Below are 23,044 nucleotides of genomic sequence, written 5' to 3'. Positions count from 1 at the left end.
CATGCTGTGGTCATTGTTAAAGATCCTTGTTTTTGTTGCGATTATCGGTCTGCTGGCCATAGGTGCCGGGTACCTGATGGAAACCAGTGGTGGGGTGCAGATCACCGTCGCGGGCACCGAATACACGCTGGGGCCGCTGCAATCGGTGATCGCGTTGGGCGTGCTGGTGTTTGCGGTCTGGCTGTTCTTCAAGCTGCTGACGCTGCTGATAGCGACGCTGAAATTCCTGAATGGAGATGAAACAGCCCTTTCCCGGTATTTCGACCGCAGCCGCGAGCAGCGCGGGTATCAGGCGCTGGCGGATGGGCTGATGGCGCTGGCCTCGGGCGAAGGGCGCACGGCGATGACCAAGGCCAGCAAGGCCGAGAAGTTGTTGAACAAGCCTGAGCTGACTAACCTTCTGGTGGCGCAGGCCGCCGAGATGACGGGTGATACCAAGAAGGCGGAAGAGACTTACAAGAAGTTGGTAACTAACAATGCCACGCGGTTCGTGGGTGTGCGCGGGATCATGAAGCAAAAGCTGGCTTCGGGTGATGATGACACCGCGCGCAAGCTGGCCGAAAAGGCGCTGGCGCTGAAACCGCGCCATGAGGAAACGCAGGATATCTTGTTGAACCTGCAGACCAAGGCGCAGGATTGGGCCGGGGCGCGGTCGACTTTGACATCAAAGCTGAAGGCGGGTCACCTGCCGCGTGACGTGTTCAAACGGCGTGATGCGGTTCTGGCCCTGTCCGAGGCCAAAGAGATTTTGGCAGACGGGGCGACGGTCGAACAGCAGGAACACGCGATTGAGGCCAACCGCCTGTCACCCGATCTGGTGCCCGCTGCCGCGATGGCGGCGCGGGCCTATATCGAAAAGGGCAAGGCGCGGGCTGCAACCAAGATTCTGAAAAAAGCGTGGGAGGTGCAGCCGCACCCCGATCTTGCCCATGCCTTTGCTGAAATCGCGCCCGAAGAAACGCCGGAACAACGGATCAAGCGGTTTACCGCGCTGACGCGCATCCACCCGGAAAACATGGAAACCCGCCTGATCCTGGCCGAGCTGAACATCGTGGCCGAGGATTTCCCCGAAGCGCGTCGTGCGCTGGGCGATGTGGTTGAAAAGCAGGGCGATGCCCGCGCTTATACGCTGATGGCGGCCATTGAGCGGGGTGAGGGTGCCTCGAACGCGGTGGTGCAGGGCTGGCTGGCCAAAGCGCTGAATGCGCCACGCGGGCCGCAATGGGTTTGTGACAACTGCCATGACATTCAGCCTGAATGGGGCCCGGTCTGCCAAAACTGCGGCAGCTTCGATACGCTCAGCTGGCAAACGCCCCAGACGCCCGAGATCGCAAGCGCGACTGGTGTGCATATGCTGCCGCTGATCGTGGGCGCGCTGGAGGATCAGTCTGAGGCCGAAGATGAACCGGAAGCCGAAGCGCCCGAGGCGGAAGAGGTGATTGAGGTCAGCGCCGAGCCGGTTGAAGTTGAGGAAGAGAAACGGGCTTAGCGGTTTGCGCTAGGAAGTTTCGCCGGTATAGGTCCAGCGGTATTTGGGCGGGGTGGGTCCTTTGTTGCGCCCACCTTGCTGCATCTGCTCCCATGCATGCGCCAGAATTCCGACCGAACGTGACAGGCAGAACAGACCGCGCGCAAGGGGTGGGGCAAAACCCAGCTCGGCATAGATGACGGCGGTGGCCCCATCGATATTCATCGGAACCGGCTTCCCTTTTCGTCGCCAAAGCGCAGCTTCCACAGCGCGCCCGATTTTCATGTATCGCCCTTCGCAAGCCCCTACTTCGACGGCTTGTTCGACCAATTCCATCAGTCTCGGCGCGCGCGGGTCGGTTGGAGTGTGAAACCTGTGGCCAAAGCCGGGCAGAATCTTTCCGCTAAGCGCGGTCCAGTCATCCAACGCGGTATCCAGGTCCTCGGAGTGGGTGTCTATGAAATGATATAGCTCGACCGCTTGCTCTCCGGCCCCGCCGTGGACGTCGCCCAACATATTGACTGCGCTGGCCATGGCGTTGTTCAGAGGTAGGCCGCAGGTCACCGCCATCCGCGCGGTCGCGATTGAGGGGGCTTGCGGGCCGTGATCCACGGCTGCGACCAAAGCTGCTTCGAATAATCGGGCCTGTGCGGATGTTGGCCTGTCACCACGCACCATCAGCCAGATCATTTCTGCGAAGCCAACTGTGCCGATCAGGTTTTCAATCAGCTGACCACGCAATGCAATCCGCCCAGGTTCCATATCAATGATGGCCGTCTGCCACCAGTCGGCCACGTCACTCATATGATTCCCTCTTTCTGCAGGGCGTCGATCTCGGCGTCTGACAAGCCCAGCTCGGACCAGATCGCAGCGTTGTCGGCGCCAAGTACGGGTGGGGCGGTTTGGGGCATCTTGCGTTGGCTATCCATGACCACCGGACTGCCCGCCAGACGCATGTCTTCACCGTAAGCCGAGAGAGTTCCGATCAACCCCCGGCCCTCCATTTGATCATCCGACAGTGCCTCAGGCACCGTCAAAACCTGCCCTGCAGGTACGCCGAGCGCGTTCAATTCGCGAACCCAATCTGTGGCTGGTCGGGTGATCAACGTGCGTTCGAGCTCTTGCCGAAGGGCATGACGGTTTTGTTTGCGATCTTCGCGAGTCTGATAGTCGGGATGGGTTAGCAAATCCTCTCGGCCCAGATGTCTCGCCAAGGTCAGCCACTGTTCATCCCGATTGGCCGCGATGTTGATCGGGCTGTCGGATGTGGCGAAGGTTCCTGACGGGGCTGAGGTCGTGTTTTCGTTGCCATGGGCACCCGGCTGAACACCCCCCAATATGTAGTTCGAAACAACCCATCCCATTGTCGAAATAACAGCCTCGGTCATGGCAACATCGAGAAACGCCCCGCGTGGATTGGCGTTCAAGGCCGCGCTGATGGCAAAGGCTGCAGTCAATCCGCCTACGGTATCCGCCAAAGGATAGCCGACGCGATAAGGCGCTGTATCGGGCGCGCCGGTGATGGACATGACTCCGCTGAGGCCCTGGGCAATCTGATCATAGGCCGGATCGTTACGGCGTGGACCGTTCTGACCGAACCCGCTGATCGCGCAATAGATCAGGTTGGGATTTTCAGCGCGCAAGACCTCATAACCCAGCCCCAGCCGGTCCATCACACCGGGGCGAAAGTTCTCAACCAAAACGTCTGCGGTTTGAACCAGCCTTTTAAGCAGTGCCTTTCCCTGCTCGGCCTTCATGTCTAGCGTGACAGACTTCTTATCGGCGTTTTGTGCCAGAAAGCTGATGCCCATTCCGGCCTTGTTCCGGTCGGGATCCGCGCCCAGCTCGCGGGCCAGATCACCGGTTCCGGGGCGTTCAACCTTGATGACCTCGGCCCCCATCAGCGCCAGTTGGTAGCAACAATAGGGGCCCGCCAGAACATTGGTCAGGTCAAGGACGCGGACCCCCGAGAGCGGCTCAGTCGCCATCGGCCACGCCTGCCGCCCGCGCCTTTGCACGACGTGCGCGGTAGCTTGGCAGCAGAACCAACAGCACGGCGATGACCAGCAAGCCCAGCGTCATTGGGCGTTCCCAAATGAAGGCGATACCGTCGTAGAGCTGCATGGAGCGAGCGAAATTATCCTCCATCATACCGCCGAGGATGAAGCCGATCAGCAAGGGAGCAAGTGGATAGTCTGCAAACTTCAGTGCCGTGGCACAGACCCCGAACCCGACCAGTATCAGCAGTTCTGTGGCGTTGTTCTGCCCGATATAGGCCCCCATCAAAGTGAAGAACAGGATGAACGGGATCAGATAGTTGCGCGGAACGGCGAGCACCTTGGCGATGTAGGGGATCAGCGGCAGGTTCAGGATCAGCAGGACGAGGTTGCCGATGAACATCGACATGATGACCGCCCAGAAGATCTGCGGCTCATCGATCATCAGACGCGGACCGGGTGTGACGTTCAGCGCGATCAGCGCGCCAAGCAGGATGGCAGTGGTTCCCGATCCAGGAATGCCCAGTGTCAGCAGCGGTACGAATGAACCGGTACAAGCCGCGTTATTTGCCGCTTCAGGCGCTGCAAGCCCCTTAATAGAGCCTTTTCCAAACTCTTCCTGCTCTTCTTTAGGGGCAATGTTACGCTCGACCGCATAGCCAAGGAAGCTGGCGATGGTCGCCCCCGCGCCTGGCAGGACGCCGATAAAGAATCCCTGAGTCGATTGGCGGCCAATGACCGGAGCGATGGCTTTTGCCTCGTCTTTCGTGATGCGCAGGTCTTTGATTTCGCCATCATCGCCTTGCAGGTCTTTGGGTTTGAGGACCAGGAACAGGGCCTCAGGTAAGGCGAACATCGCCATGGCCAGCGTTATGAAACCAAAGCCGGATTGCAGATCCATGATACCCATGGTGAAGCGCGGCAGGTTGAACAACGCACCTTCGCCAACGGTGGCCATGATCAGGCCGAGGATGGTCATGATCAGTGCCTTGGCTACCTGACCCGAGCCCGCGAAGGCGGCGATCGCAGATAGGCCCACAACCATCAGTGCGAAATATTCAGCCGAATGGAACAAAAGCGCGACCGACGACAGGGCAGGGGCGAACACCATCAACAGAATTGCACCCAGCGTCCCACCAGCAAAACTTGCGATTGCAGCGATGGTCAGAGCTTTCCCGGCCTTGCCTTGTCGCGCCATCGGATAGCCGTCAAAGCTTGAGGCCACCGTGCCCGCGACCCCCGGCGCGTTCAGCAGAATGGACGACGTCGAGCCCCCGAAAATCGCGCCGTAATAGACCCCGGCTAACAGGATCAGAGCAGCGGATGGGTCTCCCATCGAAATCGCGACCGGAATCATGATCGCGATGATCGACATCGGTCCCAGCCCGGGCAGCATGCCGATGAATGTGCCAATAAGGCAGCCCGCGACGACCATCAGCAGGTTTTGAAGCGAAAAGGCCGTTTGTAGGCCGATCAGAAGTCCTTCGAGCATGTCAGCCTCCGAACACGCCCGGCAGGGGACGCATGTAAATTCCAAGAACTTCCTGAACCAGATACCAGACTGCTCCGGTTGCGATCAGAGCCACGGGCACCATGATGTGCCACTTGCGCTCGCCCAGAATATACGAGCCGAGGATCAGGAAGGCCGAGGTGGCGATCAGAAAGCCGACCGGGCGCAAACACAGCGCATAGACGACCATCAGCACCAGCAGCGAAATCGCCTGACCCAGATGGTATTCGCCCAGACGTCGGTAATCGATATCCGCCTCTTTCAGCTCGCTTTTTTCAAAGCCCAGCAGGATGATCGTCGAGGCGATGATCCCGAGGATGGACAGAACCTTGGGGAAGGTACTGGGCCAAATCGGGTTTCTTTGCATGAAAGGGGGCAAGCTGCCGTCCATCGTAAACCAGGCCGCATAACCGTAGGTTAGACAAATCCCAAGCAGAACAAGCGCGATCCAGCGATCCAGCGCCATGGTGTCCCCTCCCATCTTATTGTTGTGTGTTTTGGGGCAGAGCGGTGGCCCGCTCTGCCGGAGCCGCCTTTAGAGGAAGCCCAGTTTCTTCATCAGATCGCTGATCTGCTTTTCTTGATCTTCAAGGAAGGCCGAGAAATCGTCGCCCGAGTTGTGGATGTTCACCCAACCATTCCGCGCACGTACTTCTTCCCATTCGGGTGTTTCATACATCTTGGTGATGGCGTCCTGATAGGCAGCCAGCTTGTTCTCAGGCAGTCCGGGGGCTGCGAAGAAACCGCGCCAGTTGACGAAGGTGGTGTCGATCCCCTGTTCCTTCATGGTCTGTGCGTCCGGGGCGGCATCCACGCGCTCCTCGGCGGTGACGCCGATGATCTTCACCTCACCCTGATTGGCCAGATCGACAGCTTCCGAGAAGCCAGTCGACAATGCCGCGATCTCACCAGACAGCAGCGCCGCCATGGCCTTACCGCCTGCATCATAGGGGATGTACTTGACGCCCAGCGCATCTTTGCCAGCCGCTTCCATCACCATGGCTGCCACCAGATGGTCCATGCCGCCCGGAACCGAACCGCCGCCGATTGCGGTAGCACCTGGATCCGCATCATAGGCAGCCAGCAGGTCTGCCATTGAGTTGATCGGGCTGTCCTTACCGACCACGATGGCCGCATAGTCGCCAATGGTGCCTGACACCAGGGTCAGGTCGCGGAAGTTATGCGGGAATACACCCGTCAGCGACCGGATCACGATGGGCGTCGAGTTCACCATCAGGGTTCCGTGATTGCTTTCGGCGTTTTCGATCAGATAGCCGATGGCCTTACCGCCGCCGCCGCCCGACATGTTCTCGTAAGACGCGGTGCCGACAAGGCCCGCATTTGTCAGCGCCTCTCCGGTCCCGCGCGCGGTGCCGTCCCAGCCTCCGCCAGCACCGCCGGGGATCAGAAAGTGGATGCTGTCCACAACCTGGTCCTGCGCCAGCACGGGGCCGGTCAGGCCGACTGCGGCCACAGCTGCGATCAGGGCGCGACGGCCCAGTTTGAATGTTGTCATGATGTCCTCCCATTTGACATCCGGCCGCGGGGCGGCTCAGATTATTGGGAAGTTTAACCACACGAACCTGACATCAACCTGTCACGCGTTAGGATACGCCCCCACCCTCATGAAATTCCTTCTGGTCGAAGATAATCTGGATCTCGCAAACGCGATGTGTGCCCGTATGCGTCTGGATGGACATGTCGTTGATCATGCAGCAAAATTGGACGATGCGACGGCCTATGCCGAGATCGAGGAATACGACCTGATCCTGTTGGATATCATGCTGCCTGATGGGGACGGGCGGGACTTTCTGGAGCGTCATCGGGCCCGTGATCCTGATACGCCTGTCATCGTTCTGACCGCGCGCAGTCAGGTTTCGGATCGAATCGGATCGCTCGATCTGGGGGCGGATGACTATGTGACCAAGCCCTTTGATCATGCCGAATTGGAGGCCCGGTGCCGGGCCGTTCTGCGCCGTAAATCCGGAATTGCCAAATCAAGGATTGAGGTCGGCGGGATCGTGTTTGACCCGGTGGCCGGCCATCTGTCAGTCCGGGGTGAGACGATATCCCTGCGTAACCGCGAGCTGCGAATGATGGAGCTGTTCATCAACGCGCCGGGGCAGGTTTTTTCGAAACAGAAGCTGGCCGACAGGTTGTTTTCTTACGACGACAACGTCTCGGATAACGCGATCGAGGTCTATGTGGGCCGATTGCGCAAGCACCTTGAAAAGTCCGAGTTGAAAATCACCACCCTGCGCGGGTTGGGCTACAGGCTGGATCATGACGGTTAGCCCGGCTGTATCAGGATCGCTCAGAAATCGTCTTGTGCTGGCACTGATCAGCGGCGCGGCGCTGCTGGCTGTTCTATTGTTCTTCGCGGTTCGAAATTATGCAGCACAAGTGGCGCAGCAGGGGCAGGACAACATCCTTGGTGCCTCGGCGGCGTCGATCCTCGATGCGGCGGCGCTGCGCGACGGGCAGCTTGAGATCGATATTCCCTATGCCGCATTTTCCATGCTGGCGACGCCATCGGATGACCGGGTTTTCTATGCGATCTATCAGGATGGTGCGTTCATATCGGGGTATGAGGATCTTGAGGTCGCTCAAGACACGGATGACGGCAATTGGACCTTTGGTGCGGGCGAGTTGCGGGGCGAGCGCATTCGGCAAGTCAATGCCAGTCGCACTCTGGTCGGTCTGGGCCGTCAGACAGAGATCGAGGTCGCACTTGCGCAGACACAGGATGCATTGGCCGAAACGCTGGATCAGATTTCGCGTAACGCGGCCTTTCTGGGGATCGGGTTTTTCATACTGACAGCAGCCCTGTCCTTCTGGGTCACAACCGCAACCATCGGACAGCTGAACAAGCTGACGACCTCGGTGACCCGTCGCGGACCACAGGACCTGAGCCCGTTCCGAAAACCGGTGCCCAAGGAAATGGCCCCTTTGGTGTCTTCGCTGAATTCATTGATGGGGCGATTGGATCAGTCCCTCAGCCAGTCGGAAGATTTCATCGCTGAGGCGGCGCATCGGGTGCGCACGCCCTTGGCGACCGTCCGGTCCTACGCCGAGGCGACCTTGCAACGTGTTGAACGCAAGGAAAACCGGGAAGCCCTGCGCGCGATGGTGCGTGCCATCGACGAAAGCTCTCGGGCGGCAGGGCAATTGCTGGATCATGCCATGATCACATTTCGCGCCGATCATCTGGAACGAGAGGATCTTGATCTTGTCGCCCTGACCCATGAACTTGTGCAGCGTTTGACGCCCATCGCCGAGATGAAAGACCTCTCGTTATCTCTGATAGGTGATGCATCGGTGCGGTACTCGGGCGATCCGATCCTGCTGCAGAACGCTGTGCGCAATATGGTCGATAACGCATTGAAATACGCGCCCTCCGACAGCACGGTCGAAATCAATGTCACCGCAATGCCTCAGACCCAGATCAGCGTCAAAGATTCAGGCCCCGGATTTCCGCCCGATGAGATCGGCATGCTGACCCGCCGCTTTGAACGGGGCCAGAATGCCACCGGAACCATCGGCTCGGGTCTGGGTCTGACCATCGTGCAGGACGTGGCGACCGCGCATGGCGGCACGCTCGTTTTGACCAATCAACCAGAGGGCGGCGCATGCGTTACTTTATCGCTCTGATCCTGCTTCTGCTGCCGAGTTTCGGAGCGGCCGAGGACTGGGAGGATCGTCAGCTGTTCAACGATGGGGCGGAGGGTGCGCCTCTGCGTGTCATATCAAGTACCGACACCGTTCTATTCGCACCGTTCATCGAGGACTTTGTAACCAGAAATCCCAATGTTAGTGTCGAATATTTGGTTTCCGGAACTGCCGATATTTATGAGCGCGTACGTGCGACGCCTGATGCATTCGATATCGTTATTTCCAGTGCGATGGATTTGCAGTTGAAGCTCACCAATGACGGTTTTGCGCTGCCACTGGACGATATGCCTGTTCCCACTTGGGCGCAGTGGCATGACAGTCTGTTTGCCTTCACTTCCGAGCCTGCCACCATCGTGGTAAACCGCGCCGCCTTCGAAGGTCAGCCCATTCCACAAACACGTCAGGGCTTGATCGAGGCGCTGCGTGAACGGCCCGAGACGTTTCGGGGTAAGGTCGGTACTTATGATGTGCGGCAGTCCGGGCTGGGCTATCTGTTTGCCACGCAGGATGCGCGCGTGTCGGAAACTTATTGGCGTTTGATGGAGGTAATGGGCAGTCTGGATGTCCGGTTGTATTGCTGTTCCGGGGACATGATCCGCGATCTGGCCGACGGAGAAATTCTCGTTGCCTATAACGTGCTGGGTAGCTACGCGGCGGTTCAGGCCGAAGGCAAAGACGCGCTTGAGATTATATTGCCGTCGGATTTCCAGACCACGATGATGCGAACGGTCATGGTTTCGAAGGCGACACAAAGACCTGAAGTTGCCGAAGCTTTCGTGCGTTATCTGATTACTGGCACAGCGCAATCGTCACAGCGACCACCACTGCCAGTCTTGTCTGCGTCCGCCGACGGTGAGCAGGAAGCAATCGGATTGAACCCGGCGTTGCTGACCTATCTGGATGTATTGAAACGCAGAAAATTCATATCCGCCTGGGAGAACGCCGTTATTCAATAGTGATGCCAGCACCGATTGTACCGGGCGATTCCGTTTGCTAACGTCGCCCTCGCGTCGGGGAGGGCGTGACAACCCAAATGCTGGACTATTCACATAACGCCTGGCTTGTGGCGGCCTCATTGGCCGTGGCGCTAATGGCCGGGTTCACCGGCCTCTACCTGACCCATGGCGCATCCCGGCTGGACAGTCAGCGACGCAAGCTTGTCGTTGCCCTAGCGGCGGTCATTCTGGGCGGTGGGATCTGGTCGATGCATTTCGTTGCTATGCTAGGTCTGCAACTGCCGATCCTGTTCTATTATGACGCTCTGATCACTCTGATCTCTGCTCTGGTGGCGATCCTGATGGTCGGGCTGGCACTGCTGCTGCTGCATTTTCGCCCGCGCACGTCGCAGACAATGATCGGGTCCGGGGTGATCGTGGGGCTCGGGATCGTGGTGATGCACTATATCGGCATGGCCGGAATGCAATTGTGCCGCCCGGTCTACAATGTTCTGGATGTTTTGCTTTCGACGCTGGCCTCGGTGATGCTGTCCGTGGCGGCCATCTGGGTCGCCTACGGCAACCGCACGCAGCGCAACATCCTGCTCGGAACGGTCTGCTTCGGGCTGGCCGTATTTACCATGCATTTCGTTGCAACCGGTTTGACTGACTTCGTCGCCAGCGACAGTGCTGGTGGCGCAGGGCCAGTGCTGGATAATCAGGTTCTGGCGATGGGTGTCACAGTTTCGGTTTTTCTGATCTGTGGTGCCTTTCTGTTAACCGGGATTTCGTTCATCGAACCAAAAGAACAACCAAGTAGTGAGCCTGCGCCTGAACCGGCGACATTGCGCGCCGGTGTCCCGTTCGAGCGTGAGGGTCAGACCTTTTTCACCGAACCCGCCAGTATCGCCGCCATTCGGGCTGAAGGGCATTATACCGTCCTCTATATCGATGCCGAAAAACTGTTCTGTCCATGGTCGATAACCGAGGCAGAAGCGCGGTTGAAACCCGACGGTTTTTTGCGCGCCCATCGCAGTTATCTGGTGAACCCCAAACACGTCTCAAGTTTTGAGCGTCACAAGGACAATGGCACCTGTTATTTCGACGGTGTCGATGCATTGGCCAAGGTACCGGTTAGCCGGTCGCGCCTGACAGATATTCGCGAGGCGCTGGGCGTCTAATCGCAGCTCGTGCAGCTTATTCGCATTTCGTGAAACAAGCTGCGCGCCCTGTTTCTACATTCTGGAACGCCGGAGTGCGCCGTCCTTTTCTGACCTCAGGGCCCCCAAGGCATACCGCTCGGACCCAGGGAGGAAAAACATGATACCAGCCGGTTTTGAGTATCACCGGCCAGGCGACATCGCCTCGGCCATCGGCATTTTGCAGGAACACGGAGACGAGGCGCGCGTGATCGCGGGTGGGCACAGCCTGATCCCGATGATGAAGCTGCGCATGGCCGAGATGGGCCATCTGATCGATCTTCAGGCCATCGAGGAACTCAAGGGAATTCAGGTCGGGTCCGACAACGTGACGTTGGGTGCGATGGTCACTCAGCACGAAATGATTACCCATGACGGTCTGGCTACGGCCATCCCCCTGATCCGCGAAGCGGCATTGCAGATCGCTGATCCTCAGGTGCGCTATATGGGCACGGTCGGCGGCAACGTCGCCAATGGCGATCCGGGCAATGACATGCCGGGGTTGATGCAGTGCTTGAATGCGACGTTTGAGCTGTCTGGCCCCGATGGAAATCGTAGCGTTGCGGCGCGTGAGTTTTATGAGGCCGCCTACTTCACCGCGCGCGAGGATGAGGAAATCCTGACCCGGATTTCAATTCCAGTGCCGGGCGCAGGCGTGGGTCAGGCTTATGAAAAGCAAAAGCGCAAGATCGGAGATTATGCGACTGCAGCCGCCGCTGTGATGGTCGGAAATGGCACAGCCTCGGTCGCGATGACCAATCTGGCCGACACGCCAATCTGGTCCGAAGGCGCGAGCAGCGCTTTGGCGGGCGGTGATGTCGAAGGCTGCGTGGCCGCAATGCTCGACGCCATCGACCCGGTCGAAGACAATCGCGGCCCCGTCGAATTCAAGAAACACGTGGCCGCCGTCATGCTGCGCCGCGCCATCGACCGTGCGCAAAGCCGCGCGGGTTGAGGAGGGGAAACCATGTCAAAAATGCATGTCAAACTCACCGTGAACGGCAAGCAGGTCGAAGGTCTGGCCGAGCCGCGCACATTGCTCATTCACTTCCTGCGGGAAGATCTGAAAATCACCGGTCCCCATATCGGTTGCGAGACCAGTCATTGTGGGGCCTGCACCGTGGATATCGACGGCAAATCCGTCAAATCCTGCACAACCTTTGTGGCACAGGTGAACGGAGCTGAAATCACTACTGTCGAAGGCCTCACCAATGACGATGGCAGCCTTGGGGTTCTGCAAGAGATGTTCCGCGAACATCACGGGCTGCAGTGCGGTTTCTGCACGCCAGGCATGATTACCCGCGCGCATCGTCTGCTGCAGGAGAACCCGAACCCGACCGAGGAAGACATCCGCTTTGGAATGGCGGGGAACCTCTGCCGCTGCACCGGATATCAGAACATCGTCAAGGCGATCTCGGCCTCGGCTGACATGCTGAACGCTCAGAAGGAGGCTGCGGAATGAACGACCAGACTCTGACCCCCGAAGAACGCGCCGCCAACCTCAAAGGCATGGGCTGCGCCCGCAAACGTGTCGAGGACGTGCGATTTACCCAAGGCAAGGGCAACTATGTCGATGACATCAAACTGGACGGGATGCTGTTCGGTGATTTTGTGCGCTCCCCCTACGCACATGCCCGTGTCGTCAGTGTGAACAAAGAGGCGGCCTTGGCCTTGCCCGGTGTCGTTGCCGTTCTGACTGCCGAGGATCTGTCGCCGCTGGGTCTGCACTGGATGCCGACGCTGGCCGGTGACAAACAGATGGTGCTGGCCGACGGCAAGGTGCTGTTTCAGGGCCAGGAGGTTGCCTATGTGGTGGCCGAAGATCGGTATATCGCAGCGGATGCGGCGGAGCTGGTCGAGGTGGAATACGAAGAGCTGCCCGTCATTACCGACCCGTTCGAGGCGCTGAAATCCGACGTTGTACTGCGTGAAGATCTGGAAGGTCAGACCGAAGGCGCCCACGGCCCGCGCAAGCATCACAACCATATCTTCACTTGGGAACAAGGCGACGAGGACGCGACCGAAGCGGTTCTCGCCGAGGCTGATGTGGTGGCGGAAGAGATGGTTTATTACCACCGCACACATCCTTGCCCGCTGGAGACCTGCGGCTGCGTGGCGTCGATGGACAAGGTGACCGGCAAGCTGACGCTCTATGGTACGTTCCAGGCCCCGCATGCGATCCGGACCGTGGTTGCGCTGATCTCGGGGATCGCTGAACACAATATCCGCGTGATCAGCCCTGATATCGGTGGCGGTTTCGGCAACAAGGTGGGGGCCTATGCAGGCTATGTCTGCTCGGTTGTGGCCTCGATCGTCACCGGCCAGCCGGTGAAATGGGTTGAGGACCGGATGGAAAATCTGATGTCCACCGCCTTTGCCCGCGACTACTGGATGCAGGGCAAGATCGCCGCGACCAAGGATGGCAAGATCACCGGTCTGTGGTGCCATACCACTGCGGATCACGGTGGTTTTGACGCCTGCGCCGATCCGTCTAAATTCCCGGCGGGCTTCATGAATATCTGTACCGGGTCGTATGACATCCCGACCGCTTATCTGGCCGTCGATGGGGTCTATACCAATAAGGCTCCGGGTGGTGTGGCTTATCGCTGTTCCTTCCGCGTGACCGAGGCCGCCTATTTCATCGAACGGATGATCGAGGTTCTGGCCATCAAGCTGAACATGGATGCGGCCGAGCTGCGCCGGATCAACTTCATCAAGGCTGATCAGTTTCCATATCAGTCCGCGCTGGGCTGGGAGTATGACTCGGGTGACTATCACACCGCTTGGGACAAGGCGTTGAAAGCTGTCGACTACGAGGGCCTGCGGGCTGAGCAAGCGCAGCGGATCGAGGATTTCAAGGCAGGCAAGACCCGCAAGCTGCTGGGGATTGGTCTGACGCATTTCACGGAAATCGTGGGTGCGGGGCCGGTCAAGAATTGCGACATCCTTGGGCTGGGCATGTTCGACTCGTGCGAAATCCGCATCCACCCGACGGGCTCCGCCATCGCGCGGCTGGGGACGATCAGCCAGGGTCAGGGCCATGCCACGACCTTTGCCCAGATCATCGCCAGCGAGATTGGTCTACCCGCGGATGATATCACGCTTGAAGAAGGCGATACGGACACCGCGCCTTACGGGCTTGGAACCTATGGATCGCGGTCAACGCCTGTGGCAGGTGCTGCGACGGCGATGGCCGCACGTAAGATCCGCGCCAAGGCGCAGATGATCGCAGCCTATCTGCTTGAGGTCCACGACAACGATGTCGAATGGGACGTGGACCGCTTTGCCGTCAAAGGCGCGCCCGAGCGGTTCAAGACCATGAAAGAAATCGCCTTCGCCGCTTACAATCAGGCCATTCCCGGCTTGGAGCCCGGTTTGGAGGCGGTCAGCTATTATGATCCGCCGAATATGACTTATCCGTTCGGAGCCTATATCTGTGTCATGGAGATCGACGTGGATACCGGTGAATGGGAAGTCCGACAGTTCTATGCGCTGGACGATTGCGGCACCCGGATCAACCCGATGATCATCGAAGGCCAGGTCCATGGTGGCGTGACCGAGGCGCTGGCCATCGCGATGGGTCAGGAAATTGCCTATGATGAGATGGGCAATGTGAAGACTGGCACGCTGATGGACTTCTTCCTACCGACCGCGTGGGAGACGCCGAATTATACCACCGACCACACGGTAACGCCGTCTCCGCACCATCCGATTGGCGCCAAAGGCGTGGGCGAAAGCCCGAATGTGGGTGGTGTGCCTGCATTCTCGAATGCGGTGCATGATGCATTCCGGCCTTTTGGGTTGGTGCAGAGCCATATGCCGCATGACCACTGGCGGATCTGGAAGATCGCCAATGGGTTGGGGATGCATGGGTGATTGAGGTCGGACCGGCTATGGCCGGTCCGACCAAGCAAGGGGGCGCTGCCCCCTTGGACCCCCGGGATATTTTTAGCCAGATGAAGAATGGATCCTGGTTTTGACTTTGAATGATGTGCAGAACGGTTTGGTCGTGCAGGGCTATGTCGCCGATGAGCGATTGGCGATGGCGTTGCATTTGGCGCAGGCTTTGGGTCGGCCGTTGCTTTTGGAAGGGCCCGCCGGCGTGGGCAAGACCGAGGTCGCCAAGGCCGTGGCAGCGTGGCGGGATACGCGTTTGATCAGGCTGCAATGCTACGAAGGGTTGGATGCCAGTCATGCTATCTATGAGTGGAACTATCAGCGGCAATTGCTGGCGATCCGGGCCAGTGAAGCGCGGGGCGGAACCCATGAGGCGCAATTGTTTTCGGACGAGTATCTACTAAAACGTCCTTTGTTAGAGGCTATATCTGAAGAAAAGCCCCCGGTTCTTCTGATTGATGAGATCGATCGCGCGGATGAGGAATTTGAAGCGTATCTTTTGGAGATTCTGTCGGATTTTCAGATCACGATCCCTGAACTGGGCACTGTGAAAGCACAGGTTCGGCCGATTGTGATTCTGACGGCCAACGGGACGCGTGATTTGTCGGATGCGCTTCGGCGGCGCTGTTTGTACAGTTTTCTCGACTACCCGTCTAAGGAGACAGAGTTGGCGATCCTGCAGGCGCGGATGCCTCAGATTGAGGGTGTTTTGGCGCGGCAGATCATTGGGGTCGTTCAGGCACTGCGCAAGGAAGATCTTGAGAAGACGCCCGGTATTGCCGAGATGCTCGATTGGGCTGCGGCCTTGTCGGGATTGGGCGTCAACGATCTGGCGAAATCCCGGGATGAGGTGCAGGCGACCCTTGTTTGTCTGCTGAAGACTGCTGCTGATTATAATGTGGCACCGCCTGAGGTGATGGACCGTCTGATCGGGAAGGTGGCGTGATGCAGGTGACGCGTTTTCCTTCAAGGGCTGCGGGTCTGTCGGATCGTATGTCAGGGTTCATAGCGCATTTGCGGATGAACGGTCTGCGCGTTGGGTCGAAAGAAACGGCGGATGCTTTGGCGGCGCTTTCGGTGGTTGAGGCGACCAACGCGAACCAGGCGCGTCAGGCGCTATGCTCCTTGTTGGCGGGGGACGCCGAGGAATGGCGGCGCTTTGATGAGCTTTTTGATGCCTACTGGTTCAACGTGGGGAAGCAACGAGGGGGTTTGGCACAGAATGCACATGTGCAGGTTCAGTCAGCGAAACCGATGATCTGGCAGCGCCCGGATGAGGGCACGGATAACACCCAAACGGAGTCCAATCAGGCAGCCACCACTCCTGATCCGGGCGACAGCGAGGCTGAAGGGATGGACGGGACGCTGATTGCGACCCGAACGGCCAACCTGTCGCGTCGGGATTTGCGCGAATTGATGGATGAACAGAGTCTAAAACAGGCGGAGTTGGTCGCTGCGCGGATCGCCCGCGCTATTCGGGATCGTCGTTCGCGGCGACGGAAACGTGCTTTGCGTGGACCCGTGCTGGATATGCGGCGCATCCAGCGGGCCAGCTTGGCGCGTGGGGGTGAACCCATGGACCTGTATCGCCGCGCACGGCCACCGCGTCCGATGCGGATCGTGGCTCTTTGCGACGTCAGCGGATCGATGACCGTCTATTCCCGTGTGTTCCTGGCCTTTCTCAAAGGATTGATTGGCAGCGGGACCGAGGCAGATGCCTATCTGTTTCATACCCGACTGATGCGGGTCACAGATGCGTTGCGCGATCACGATACGCTGCGCGCTGCGGGGCGCTTGTCGCTGATGGCCGAAGGGTTTGGCGGCGGCACTGATATCTCGGGTAGTCTTGAGAGTTTTCTGAACGGTTATGGCGCGAGAGCGCTGAACGGGCGGACTATCGTGCTGATCCTGTCGGACGGCTATTGCAGTTCCGACCCGGACGCGCTGGGCGCCGTTTTGGCACGGATCAGGCGCAAGGCACGGCGGATCGTCTGGCTGAACCCGCTGAAAGGGTGGCCGAGCTACGAACCGGTTGCTGCAGCGATGCAGGCCGCACAGCCCCATCTGGATGCGCACTTGCCTGCAAATACGCTTGAGGCGCTAGCCGCGCTGGAACCCCAGTTTCGCAAGTTGTGAAAGGAGACCTGCATGCCCGGTTTCGACATATTCGACACAATCGAGGAGCTGCGCCAGAGTGGCGAGAATTTCTGTGTCGCCACCGTGTTGCGCACGGCGGATGTGACCTCGGCCAAGGCGGGGGCCAAGGCGGCGATCACGCGGGACGGCCGGATATTGGGTCATTTAGGTGGGGCCTGCGTGCAGCGCGCTGTTCGCGCTTCGGCCAAAGCTGCGCTGGACAGCGGTCAGCCGGGCATTATCCGTGTGAAGCCTTTGGACAAGGTGGTGGCCATGACAGACCCTGACGGCGTGCAGACATACAAAAGTGGATGCCCCAGTGGCGGGACGGTGGATCTGCTGGTTGAACCATATCAACACGCGCCGCGGCTGGTGATCTTCGGTGATTCTCCGATCGCCTCGGCATTGGCGGCACATGGTACTTTGGCCGGGTTGCGGGTTTGTCTGCCCTTCGGCGCAGAGGGGCCAGACCAGATCGGCTTTGACCCGCATGATCTGCCTGCACTGGGGCTTGAGGTGCGTGATTTCGTAGTTGTGGCCTCGCAGGGCAATGGGGACGGTGCTGCGCTGAAGGCGGCGTTGGAGTCTCCGGCGCTGCGTGTTTCGATGGTGGCCAGTCGCCGCAAGGCGCAGGTGCTGTGTGACAAGCTGATTGAAAACGGTCTGGACAAGGGTCGGGCCGCGCAGCTCAAAGCACCTGCCGGCTTGGATATCCAAGCGGTCGACCCCCATGAGATCGCACTTTCGATCCTGGCCGAGATCGTGCGCTGGCGAAACACCGATACTTCGAAGGAGAGTCGTGATGATGAGAAGATGGCGTAGCTTTGTGCGGGTGATCTGGCCTGCGCGTCCTGAGCTAAGTGTGAAAGAAGCGACGGAAGAGGCGCTGCGCGTCTATCCAAGGTGTTGTTGATCAAAGGAAAACACGAATGGAACTGAGTGATGAAATCCGCATTAGCGCCCCACGCGATGTCGTTTACCAGGCGCTGAACGACGTCGATGTGCTGCGCGAATGTATTCCCGGTTGTGAAGAACTGACGCAAGCGGGCCCGGATCAGCTTGAGGCGAAGGTCGTACTAAAAATCGGACCGGTAAAGGCGAAGTTCTCAGGCGAGGTGACGCTGGACACCTCAAATGCACCAGATGGGTTCTCGCTGATGGGCGAAGGCAAGGGCGGTGCTGCCGGGTTTGCCAAAGGCGGGGCCGATGTGACGTTGACCGAAGATGGAGACGAGACCATCCTCTCCTATACGGCCAAGGTTGATATCGGCGGCAAGATTGCGCAGCTGGGCAGCCGGTTGATTGCTGGAACGGCCAAGAAGCTTTCGGGCAAGTTCTTCACCAAGTTTGGAGAGGTTGTATCAGAGCAAACCGTTTCCTGAAGTGTCACTGTTACCGCGTGATCTGAAGCGTGGTCTCGTGCCGGTAGACCGAACCCGGATACAGGATCGTTGATGGAAAGCCGGACTGGTTCGGTGCATCGGGCCAGCCCTGCGGTTCGAGCGCCAGGCCGGCAAACGGGCGGTAGGGGTGACCGCGTAACCCAATCTGGTTGGGTTCATCCAGGGTGGCGGCGGAATATACCTGCAGCCCCGGTTCGGTTGAGGCAAGACGCAGGCAAAGCTCTGAGTTTGGACCGTAGAGCCATGCGACAGGTCGCACCTCTTGCTGTTCGTTGGATGTGCAGAAGCAGTGGTCGATCGCCTGTGATCCGATCGGTCGACGCGTTTGGAAATCCAGAGGGCTATCTTTCACAGGGCGCAGTGCCCCTGTTGGGATAAGGTCGTCATCCACTTCCAGATAGCTGGGTGCTTTGATCTGCAGTTCATGCCCTGCGATCGTCCTGTCGTCATCGAGGTTGAAATAGCTGTGCGGCGCAAAACTGCAGGGGCTTGGTTGGTCACACTCCGCGTGGATCATCAGGCGCAAAGTGTGATCGGCATCAAGTGAATAGGTCGCCCGGACAGCCATATTGCCAGCAAATCCCATGTGGCCATCGGGCAGGTCCAGCGACAGGGTGACCGAAGTCTCGTTCACCGCCTCGATCCGCCAGACTAGATGGGCGCTACCTTCGCGGCCGCCATGCAGCGTGTGCTTGCCGAGATAGTTGACATCTGTGTAGCAGACCTGCCCGTCGATCTCGTATCGTGCACCACCGATGCGGTTGGCAAAGCGTCCAACGATGGCACCAAGATAGGCGCTGCTGTTCAGATATCCCTCCAACGTTGGCCATCCCAGCACCAATGGGTGCGATATGTCCTCAAGTCTGAGGTCCTGCAACGTTGCACCATAGGTCAGAATGCAGGCTTGCATGCCGCCATTCTTCAGCTTGATGCGATCTATGGGCTGGCCATCTGGCAACTGTCCGAAAGCGCTGACATTTGAGTAGGACCCCATACTCATCTAGCCGTGTTCAGGAGGGTTGGGGACGGCGAGGTATTGCTGGGCAGAGATGCGCACAATGTCACGCAATCCAAGCGCTGTCCGGTCTGTCGCATCCAGCTGTCCGATGGCCGATTGAACCGCTGTAAAGATCGCCTCTGCGTCATTTCCTTTTGCGGTAATCAGGGGCAAACCCGGCGTGGGTTCGGTCCAGTCCAGATCACGTAAACTCGAAGCCCAATCCTCATGCTCGCGCATCAAACGCCACGAAACTGCATCCAGCGCGGCGATGTCTGCCCGGCCTTCGGCCACCGCGCGGGCTGAGTTCAGATGCCCTTTGGTCTGGAGCTGATCCCTGAACCAGAACCCGCGTGGGGCGAGGTGCCAATAGGGCGCCGCATAACCCGATTGCGAGAAGGTTTGGTTGTAGGCAAAGACCGCATCCTGATAAGCAGCCAGATCCTCGCGTGTATCATCAGAGCGCACGACCAGCGCGCTGCGGTAATAGCCGGGCGGGCATCCCTCAACGCCGTAGTCCGGCGTGCCCACCAGTTGCACCTTGTCGTGCAGCCACAAGCGAAAGGGCATGCCACAGGTTTGGCTGAGCACCAGATCGGAGGATTGCCAGACCGAAAACTCCTCGGCTTGCTGGGACAAATGTACGGGGCTGTCGATCCCCACGTGGCTCAGGTCGTTGCGGATCAGGGTCCAAAACCGCTCATGCGCGCCGTCAAGCTGGGGGCGGGCATACATCATCAGGCTGGCGATCATTGCATGTGTCCGAACAGCTCATAAAGCTCGATGGTGGTTTTCACCCCGACCTTCTGTTGAATACGCCCACGATGTATCTCGACCGTGCGTGGACTGATGCCCAGTTCGGCGGCGATCTCTTTGCTTGAGGTGCGGGCAGGGTGGGTCAGGATATGCTGCAGCACCTGCTCTTCCCGCTCGGTCAGCAGGCCGCGTTTGTCTGCCAGTGCCTGCCGGTGTGCCTTTTCTGCGCGCAGACCTGCGCCCACGTCCCAGGCCGCTTCTATGCGCTCAATCAACACGCTCAGGTCAAACGGCTTGACCAGAAAATCAATCGCCCCGGCCTTGGTGGCGCGCACCGATTCAGGAATGCCACCATGGCCTGAGATGAAGATGATCGGAAGGGTCGAGTTCTGTTGGACAAGGTGATCCTGCAGTTCCAGCCCATCCATTCCGGGCATGCCGTAGTCCAGGATCAGACAGCCCGCGGCATCTGCATCTACCTGATCCAGAAAGGACTGAGCATCGGGGAAATGCGCAACCTTCATGCCGCGCTTGCCAAGCGAGCGGGACAGGGCGATGCGCACGTCATCATCATCATCTACGATAAAGACGGTAAGCGGTTCCGGAGTCATGAAGTGTTTTCCTCAGCCCGGTCGCTGCGACGCAAGGTGAAACAGAACCGCGCGCCGGTACCCTCGGTCGGGTCGTGCCAGATCCGGCCGCCATTGGCTTTGACGATGGTTCGGCAGATCGACAGGCCCAATCCCATGCCGTCGGTCTTTTGGGTATCAAACATATTGAACAGGGTTACATCCTCATTGACGCCGGGCCCATTGTCTTCGACGCGAACCTCGACACACTCTTCGCTCACAAGCGTGGAGATTGTGATCCGGCCCGCCTCACCCGGATCCCGGTCCAGTGCATCGATAGCATTTCGCAGCAGGTTGACCAGTACCTGAGCGATCTGGGTGCGGTTGCCGATGACAGCGGGTAGGGTGCTCTCGTCATAGACCAGCTTGATGTCATGCAGCTTGGCCTCGCCCTCCATCAGCGTGACGGTCTGATGGATCAGCCCGCCCAACTCGAACGGGGCCTGCCGACCGCGGTCTTTGCGCACCACGTCCCGCAAGGCACGGATGATGTCCCCCGCGCGGCGCGACTGACGGTCAATGTCGGATAGAATCTCGTTCAGTTCAGGATCGGGATCACCGATTTCCTCAAGCGTGATCTTGGCCGCATCGACATTGTAGGAGATCGCGCTGAGCGGTTGGTTCAACTCATGCGCCAGCCCCGAGGCCATCTCGCCCATCAGATTTACCCGCGCCACATGGGACAGATCGCGGCTGAGGCGGCTTACCTCGTCTTCGGCCTGTTTCCGGTCGCTGACATTGTCGATGATGGCTACAGCATGATCGGGGACGCCATTCTCGTCCCGGATCAGGATCGCATTCACGCGCAGCCAGATGGTCGATCCATCTTTGCGGACGAATTGGTTTTCCGCGATGAACTCGGAATCCTGTAGCAGCGTTTCGCGGAACTTGACCGCGATTTGCTGGCCGTCTTCAGGTAGAATATCGGCCAGTGTCATCCTTTCCAGCTCATCTGGCTGATATCCCATGATGTCGCATAGCTGTTCGTTGGTGCGCAGAAACTGTCCCGTCTCGGGGGTGATCTGGGCCATCCCGCGCGAAGCCAGATCGAAAGTGCGGCCATAGGCGGTTTCGAACCGTTGCCGTTGTCGAACTTCCTGTGTCAACGCCGCGCCGGTGTCTTCCAGCTCGCGATAGGGGCTGTGCAAGCCTTCCTCGGGGGTGATCTCGCCGCTGGACAGCTGCTGGCTCTGGCTGGCAAATGTGCGTACCGGGGCATAGATCCGGTCGGCCATGGCCAACCCGATTGCACCAGTCAGAATGGCGATGGCCAGCGCGATCCAGACGCCTTGTGTCCGGTTTTTCTTGATCTCGCCGATAAAGTTGTCTTCGGCTGCATAAAGGCCGATCAGCCAGCGCAGCCCCGGTTCCGAGACTTCGATCAGCATCGCGACGTAATCCTGACCGTTCAGCTGGAAATCCGTATGGACAGGGCCGTCAGCGTCACTCAGGCCGGTTTGCACCACATCTCCGAATGCCTTTTGCGCGATGGGGTCGGCGATCTGGTCCACACGGGTCAGTTCAGGCGCTTCCATATGCGCCTCCTGCCGGATCAGGACCAGTGTGGGATGCGCCAGAACCGCACCGTCTTCGTTCAGGACCAGCGCTGCACCACGCCGTTCGGACCAGATGTCCAGCAAAAACCCGGACAGGGCGTCGATCTGGATATCGACACCCAAAATGGCACGGATATCTCCGGCGTCGTCCAATATGGGCACACTGTAGGTGATCCCCGGTTGGCGTGCCGTGAAGAATATGTAGGGTTCTGTCCAAATCGGTGCTTTGGTCTCAGAAACCATCCTGAACCAGGGACGGGTGCGAGCCTCATAGGTATCGGTTTGGGTGGTGGCCGTTTCCAGCAGTGTGAACTGATCGTTGCGCCATTGGAAATCGGCCGGATGTTCAGCGGTGCCCTGCAGGAATGACGGAACGAACTTGGTGCGATAGCGTCCGGGCTCTTCGGCGCGCATGACATAGACAAACCTGCCCGTCGCATCGGCCAGATACATCCCGGCAAGCTGAGGCGCGACCTGTAGCTGCTGGAAGAAATGGCTTTCCAGCGCGCTGGGATCGCTGATGTCCAGCACGTCATTTTCCGCAAGCCGCCGCGTTGCATCCAAGGCCTGCCGGGCCGGGTTCAAAAAGCTTTTGACCTGGCCGATGACATTGACGCTGACCTCATTCAGCGAATTTCGCGATTGCCGCAACAGCGCGTTTTCCGAGCTGACAAAGGTCGACAGGATCACCGACAAGATGGCGAGGAACTGCAAACCACCCAGACACAAGGCAAGCGTTGCACGCAGCGACCTGCGTCTGCGGGCGGGTTCGGCCTGTTCCTGGCGGAGTTCTTGTTGTCCAGCGTAGTTCAATTCCTGTCCAAATGACCTTCTGTTCGGGTCGATGCCACAGCTTTGGCTGCGATCAGTTGCCCTCTTTCCCCTATTC

Annotated in this window: 21 protein-coding genes; 12 read left to right on the top strand and 9 right to left on the bottom strand. The window is 58.9% G+C overall.

Annotated elements, in window-relative coordinates; genetic code table 11:
- Position 1: 1 nt before the first annotated feature.
- Positions 2 to 1,489: a heme biosynthesis HemY N-terminal domain-containing protein gene (locus tag ACR3EM_RS14165; RefSeq protein WP_480471292.1), complete on the top strand. Its 1,488-nt coding sequence runs from the start codon at positions 2 to 4 to the stop codon at positions 1,487 to 1,489.
- Positions 1,490 to 1,498: 9 nt separating this feature from the next.
- Here the strand turns inward: ACR3EM_RS14165 and ACR3EM_RS14160 are convergent, their stop codons facing one another.
- The 5 genes from ACR3EM_RS14160 to ACR3EM_RS14140 form a co-directional block, all read right to left on the bottom strand.
- The gene (locus ACR3EM_RS14160; RefSeq protein WP_480471291.1) at positions 1,499 to 2,272 is read right to left on the bottom strand and encodes a citryl-CoA lyase; all 774 of its coding nucleotides are present in this window, start codon (positions 2,270 to 2,272) and stop codon (positions 1,499 to 1,501) included.
- Positions 2,269 to 3,456 carry a CaiB/BaiF CoA transferase family protein gene (locus tag ACR3EM_RS14155; protein ID WP_480471290.1) on the bottom strand — a complete coding sequence of 396 codons (1,188 nt, stop codon included), beginning with the start codon at positions 3,454 to 3,456 and terminating at the stop codon, positions 2,269 to 2,271. The genes ACR3EM_RS14160 and ACR3EM_RS14155 overlap by 4 nt, the downstream gene beginning before the upstream one ends.
- Positions 3,446 to 4,957: a tripartite tricarboxylate transporter permease gene (locus tag ACR3EM_RS14150; protein ID WP_480471289.1), complete on the bottom strand. Its 1,512-nt coding sequence runs from the start codon at positions 4,955 to 4,957 to the stop codon at positions 3,446 to 3,448. The genes ACR3EM_RS14155 and ACR3EM_RS14150 overlap by 11 nt, the downstream gene beginning before the upstream one ends.
- A gap of 1 nt (position 4,958) precedes the next feature.
- Positions 4,959 to 5,441, bottom strand: a complete 483-nt coding sequence (locus tag ACR3EM_RS14145; RefSeq protein WP_480471288.1) for a tripartite tricarboxylate transporter TctB family protein — start codon at positions 5,439 to 5,441, stop codon at positions 4,959 to 4,961.
- Between the two features lie 69 nt (positions 5,442 to 5,510).
- A complete protein-coding gene (locus tag ACR3EM_RS14140; RefSeq protein ID WP_480471287.1) occupies positions 5,511 to 6,491 on the bottom strand; it encodes a Bug family tripartite tricarboxylate transporter substrate binding protein in 981 nt (326 codons plus the stop codon).
- 109 nt (positions 6,492 to 6,600) lie between these two features.
- On the opposite strand from ACR3EM_RS14140, the gene ACR3EM_RS14135 reads away from it, so the two are divergent.
- The 11 genes from ACR3EM_RS14135 (at position 6,601) to ACR3EM_RS14085 (ending at position 18,196) form a co-directional block, all read left to right on the top strand.
- Entirely contained in the window at positions 6,601 to 7,269 is a 669-nt protein-coding gene (locus ACR3EM_RS14135; protein WP_480471286.1) for a response regulator transcription factor, read from the top strand.
- Entirely contained in the window at positions 7,259 to 8,626 is a 1,368-nt protein-coding gene (locus ACR3EM_RS14130; protein ID WP_480471285.1) for a sensor histidine kinase, read from the top strand. The genes ACR3EM_RS14135 and ACR3EM_RS14130 overlap by 11 nt, the downstream gene beginning before the upstream one ends.
- Positions 8,605 to 9,603 (top strand): ABC transporter substrate-binding protein, encoded by a 999-nt coding sequence (locus ACR3EM_RS14125; RefSeq protein WP_480471284.1) that lies wholly within the window; start codon positions 8,605 to 8,607, stop codon positions 9,601 to 9,603. Before ACR3EM_RS14130 ends, ACR3EM_RS14125 begins: the two co-directional genes overlap by 22 nt.
- 77 nt (positions 9,604 to 9,680) lie before the next feature.
- The gene (locus ACR3EM_RS14120) at positions 9,681 to 10,763 is read left to right on the top strand and encodes an MHYT domain-containing protein (RefSeq protein WP_480471935.1); all 1,083 of its coding nucleotides are present in this window, start codon (positions 9,681 to 9,683) and stop codon (positions 10,761 to 10,763) included.
- Between the two features lie 139 nt (positions 10,764 to 10,902).
- Positions 10,903 to 11,736, top strand: a complete 834-nt coding sequence (locus tag ACR3EM_RS14115; RefSeq protein ID WP_480471283.1) for an FAD binding domain-containing protein — start codon at positions 10,903 to 10,905, stop codon at positions 11,734 to 11,736.
- Positions 11,737 to 11,748: 12 nt separating this feature from the next.
- Positions 11,749 to 12,243, top strand: a complete 495-nt coding sequence (locus tag ACR3EM_RS14110) for a (2Fe-2S)-binding protein (protein ID WP_480471282.1) — start codon at positions 11,749 to 11,751, stop codon at positions 12,241 to 12,243.
- Entirely contained in the window at positions 12,240 to 14,657 is a 2,418-nt protein-coding gene (locus ACR3EM_RS14105; protein ID WP_480471281.1) for an aerobic carbon-monoxide dehydrogenase large subunit, read from the top strand. Before ACR3EM_RS14110 ends, ACR3EM_RS14105 begins: the two co-directional genes overlap by 4 nt.
- A gap of 115 nt (positions 14,658 to 14,772) precedes the next feature.
- A complete protein-coding gene (locus ACR3EM_RS14100) occupies positions 14,773 to 15,624 on the top strand; it encodes an AAA family ATPase (RefSeq protein WP_480471280.1) in 852 nt (283 codons plus the stop codon).
- On the top strand, positions 15,624 to 16,814 hold the full coding sequence (locus ACR3EM_RS14095; RefSeq protein WP_480471279.1) for a vWA domain-containing protein: 1,191 nt from the start codon (positions 15,624 to 15,626) through the stop codon (positions 16,812 to 16,814). Before ACR3EM_RS14100 ends, ACR3EM_RS14095 begins: the two co-directional genes overlap by 1 nt.
- Positions 16,815 to 16,826: 12 nt before the next feature.
- Positions 16,827 to 17,636 (top strand): XdhC family protein, encoded by an 810-nt coding sequence (locus ACR3EM_RS14090; RefSeq protein ID WP_480471278.1) that lies wholly within the window; start codon positions 16,827 to 16,829, stop codon positions 17,634 to 17,636.
- 107 nt (positions 17,637 to 17,743) lie between these two features.
- Entirely contained in the window at positions 17,744 to 18,196 is a 453-nt protein-coding gene (locus ACR3EM_RS14085) for an SRPBCC family protein (RefSeq protein ID WP_480471277.1), read from the top strand.
- Between the two features lie 10 nt (positions 18,197 to 18,206).
- Here the strand turns inward: ACR3EM_RS14085 and ACR3EM_RS14080 are convergent, their stop codons facing one another.
- From ACR3EM_RS14080 to ACR3EM_RS14065, 4 genes are read right to left on the bottom strand one after another with little or no spacing between them, the layout of a single operon-like run.
- Positions 18,207 to 19,211 carry an aldose epimerase family protein gene (locus ACR3EM_RS14080; RefSeq protein ID WP_480471276.1) on the bottom strand — a complete coding sequence of 335 codons (1,005 nt, stop codon included), beginning with the start codon at positions 19,209 to 19,211 and terminating at the stop codon, positions 18,207 to 18,209.
- Positions 19,212 to 19,217: 6 nt separating this feature from the next.
- Complete coding sequence (locus tag ACR3EM_RS14075; protein ID WP_480471275.1) at positions 19,218 to 19,967, bottom strand: phosphate/phosphite/phosphonate ABC transporter substrate-binding protein; 750 nt, start codon at positions 19,965 to 19,967, stop codon at positions 19,218 to 19,220.
- Entirely contained in the window at positions 19,964 to 20,581 is a 618-nt protein-coding gene (locus tag ACR3EM_RS14070) for a response regulator transcription factor (RefSeq protein WP_480471274.1), read from the bottom strand. Before ACR3EM_RS14070 ends, ACR3EM_RS14075 begins: the two co-directional genes overlap by 4 nt.
- Positions 20,578 to 22,968, bottom strand: a complete 2,391-nt coding sequence (locus ACR3EM_RS14065) for an ATP-binding protein (RefSeq protein ID WP_480471273.1) — start codon at positions 22,966 to 22,968, stop codon at positions 20,578 to 20,580. Before ACR3EM_RS14065 ends, ACR3EM_RS14070 begins: the two co-directional genes overlap by 4 nt.
- Positions 22,969 to 23,044: the final 76 nt, after the last annotated feature.

The sequence above is a fragment of the Ruegeria sp. AH3 genome (genome assembly GCF_056536265.1).
This window is presented reverse-complemented; position numbering and strand designations above follow the sequence as displayed.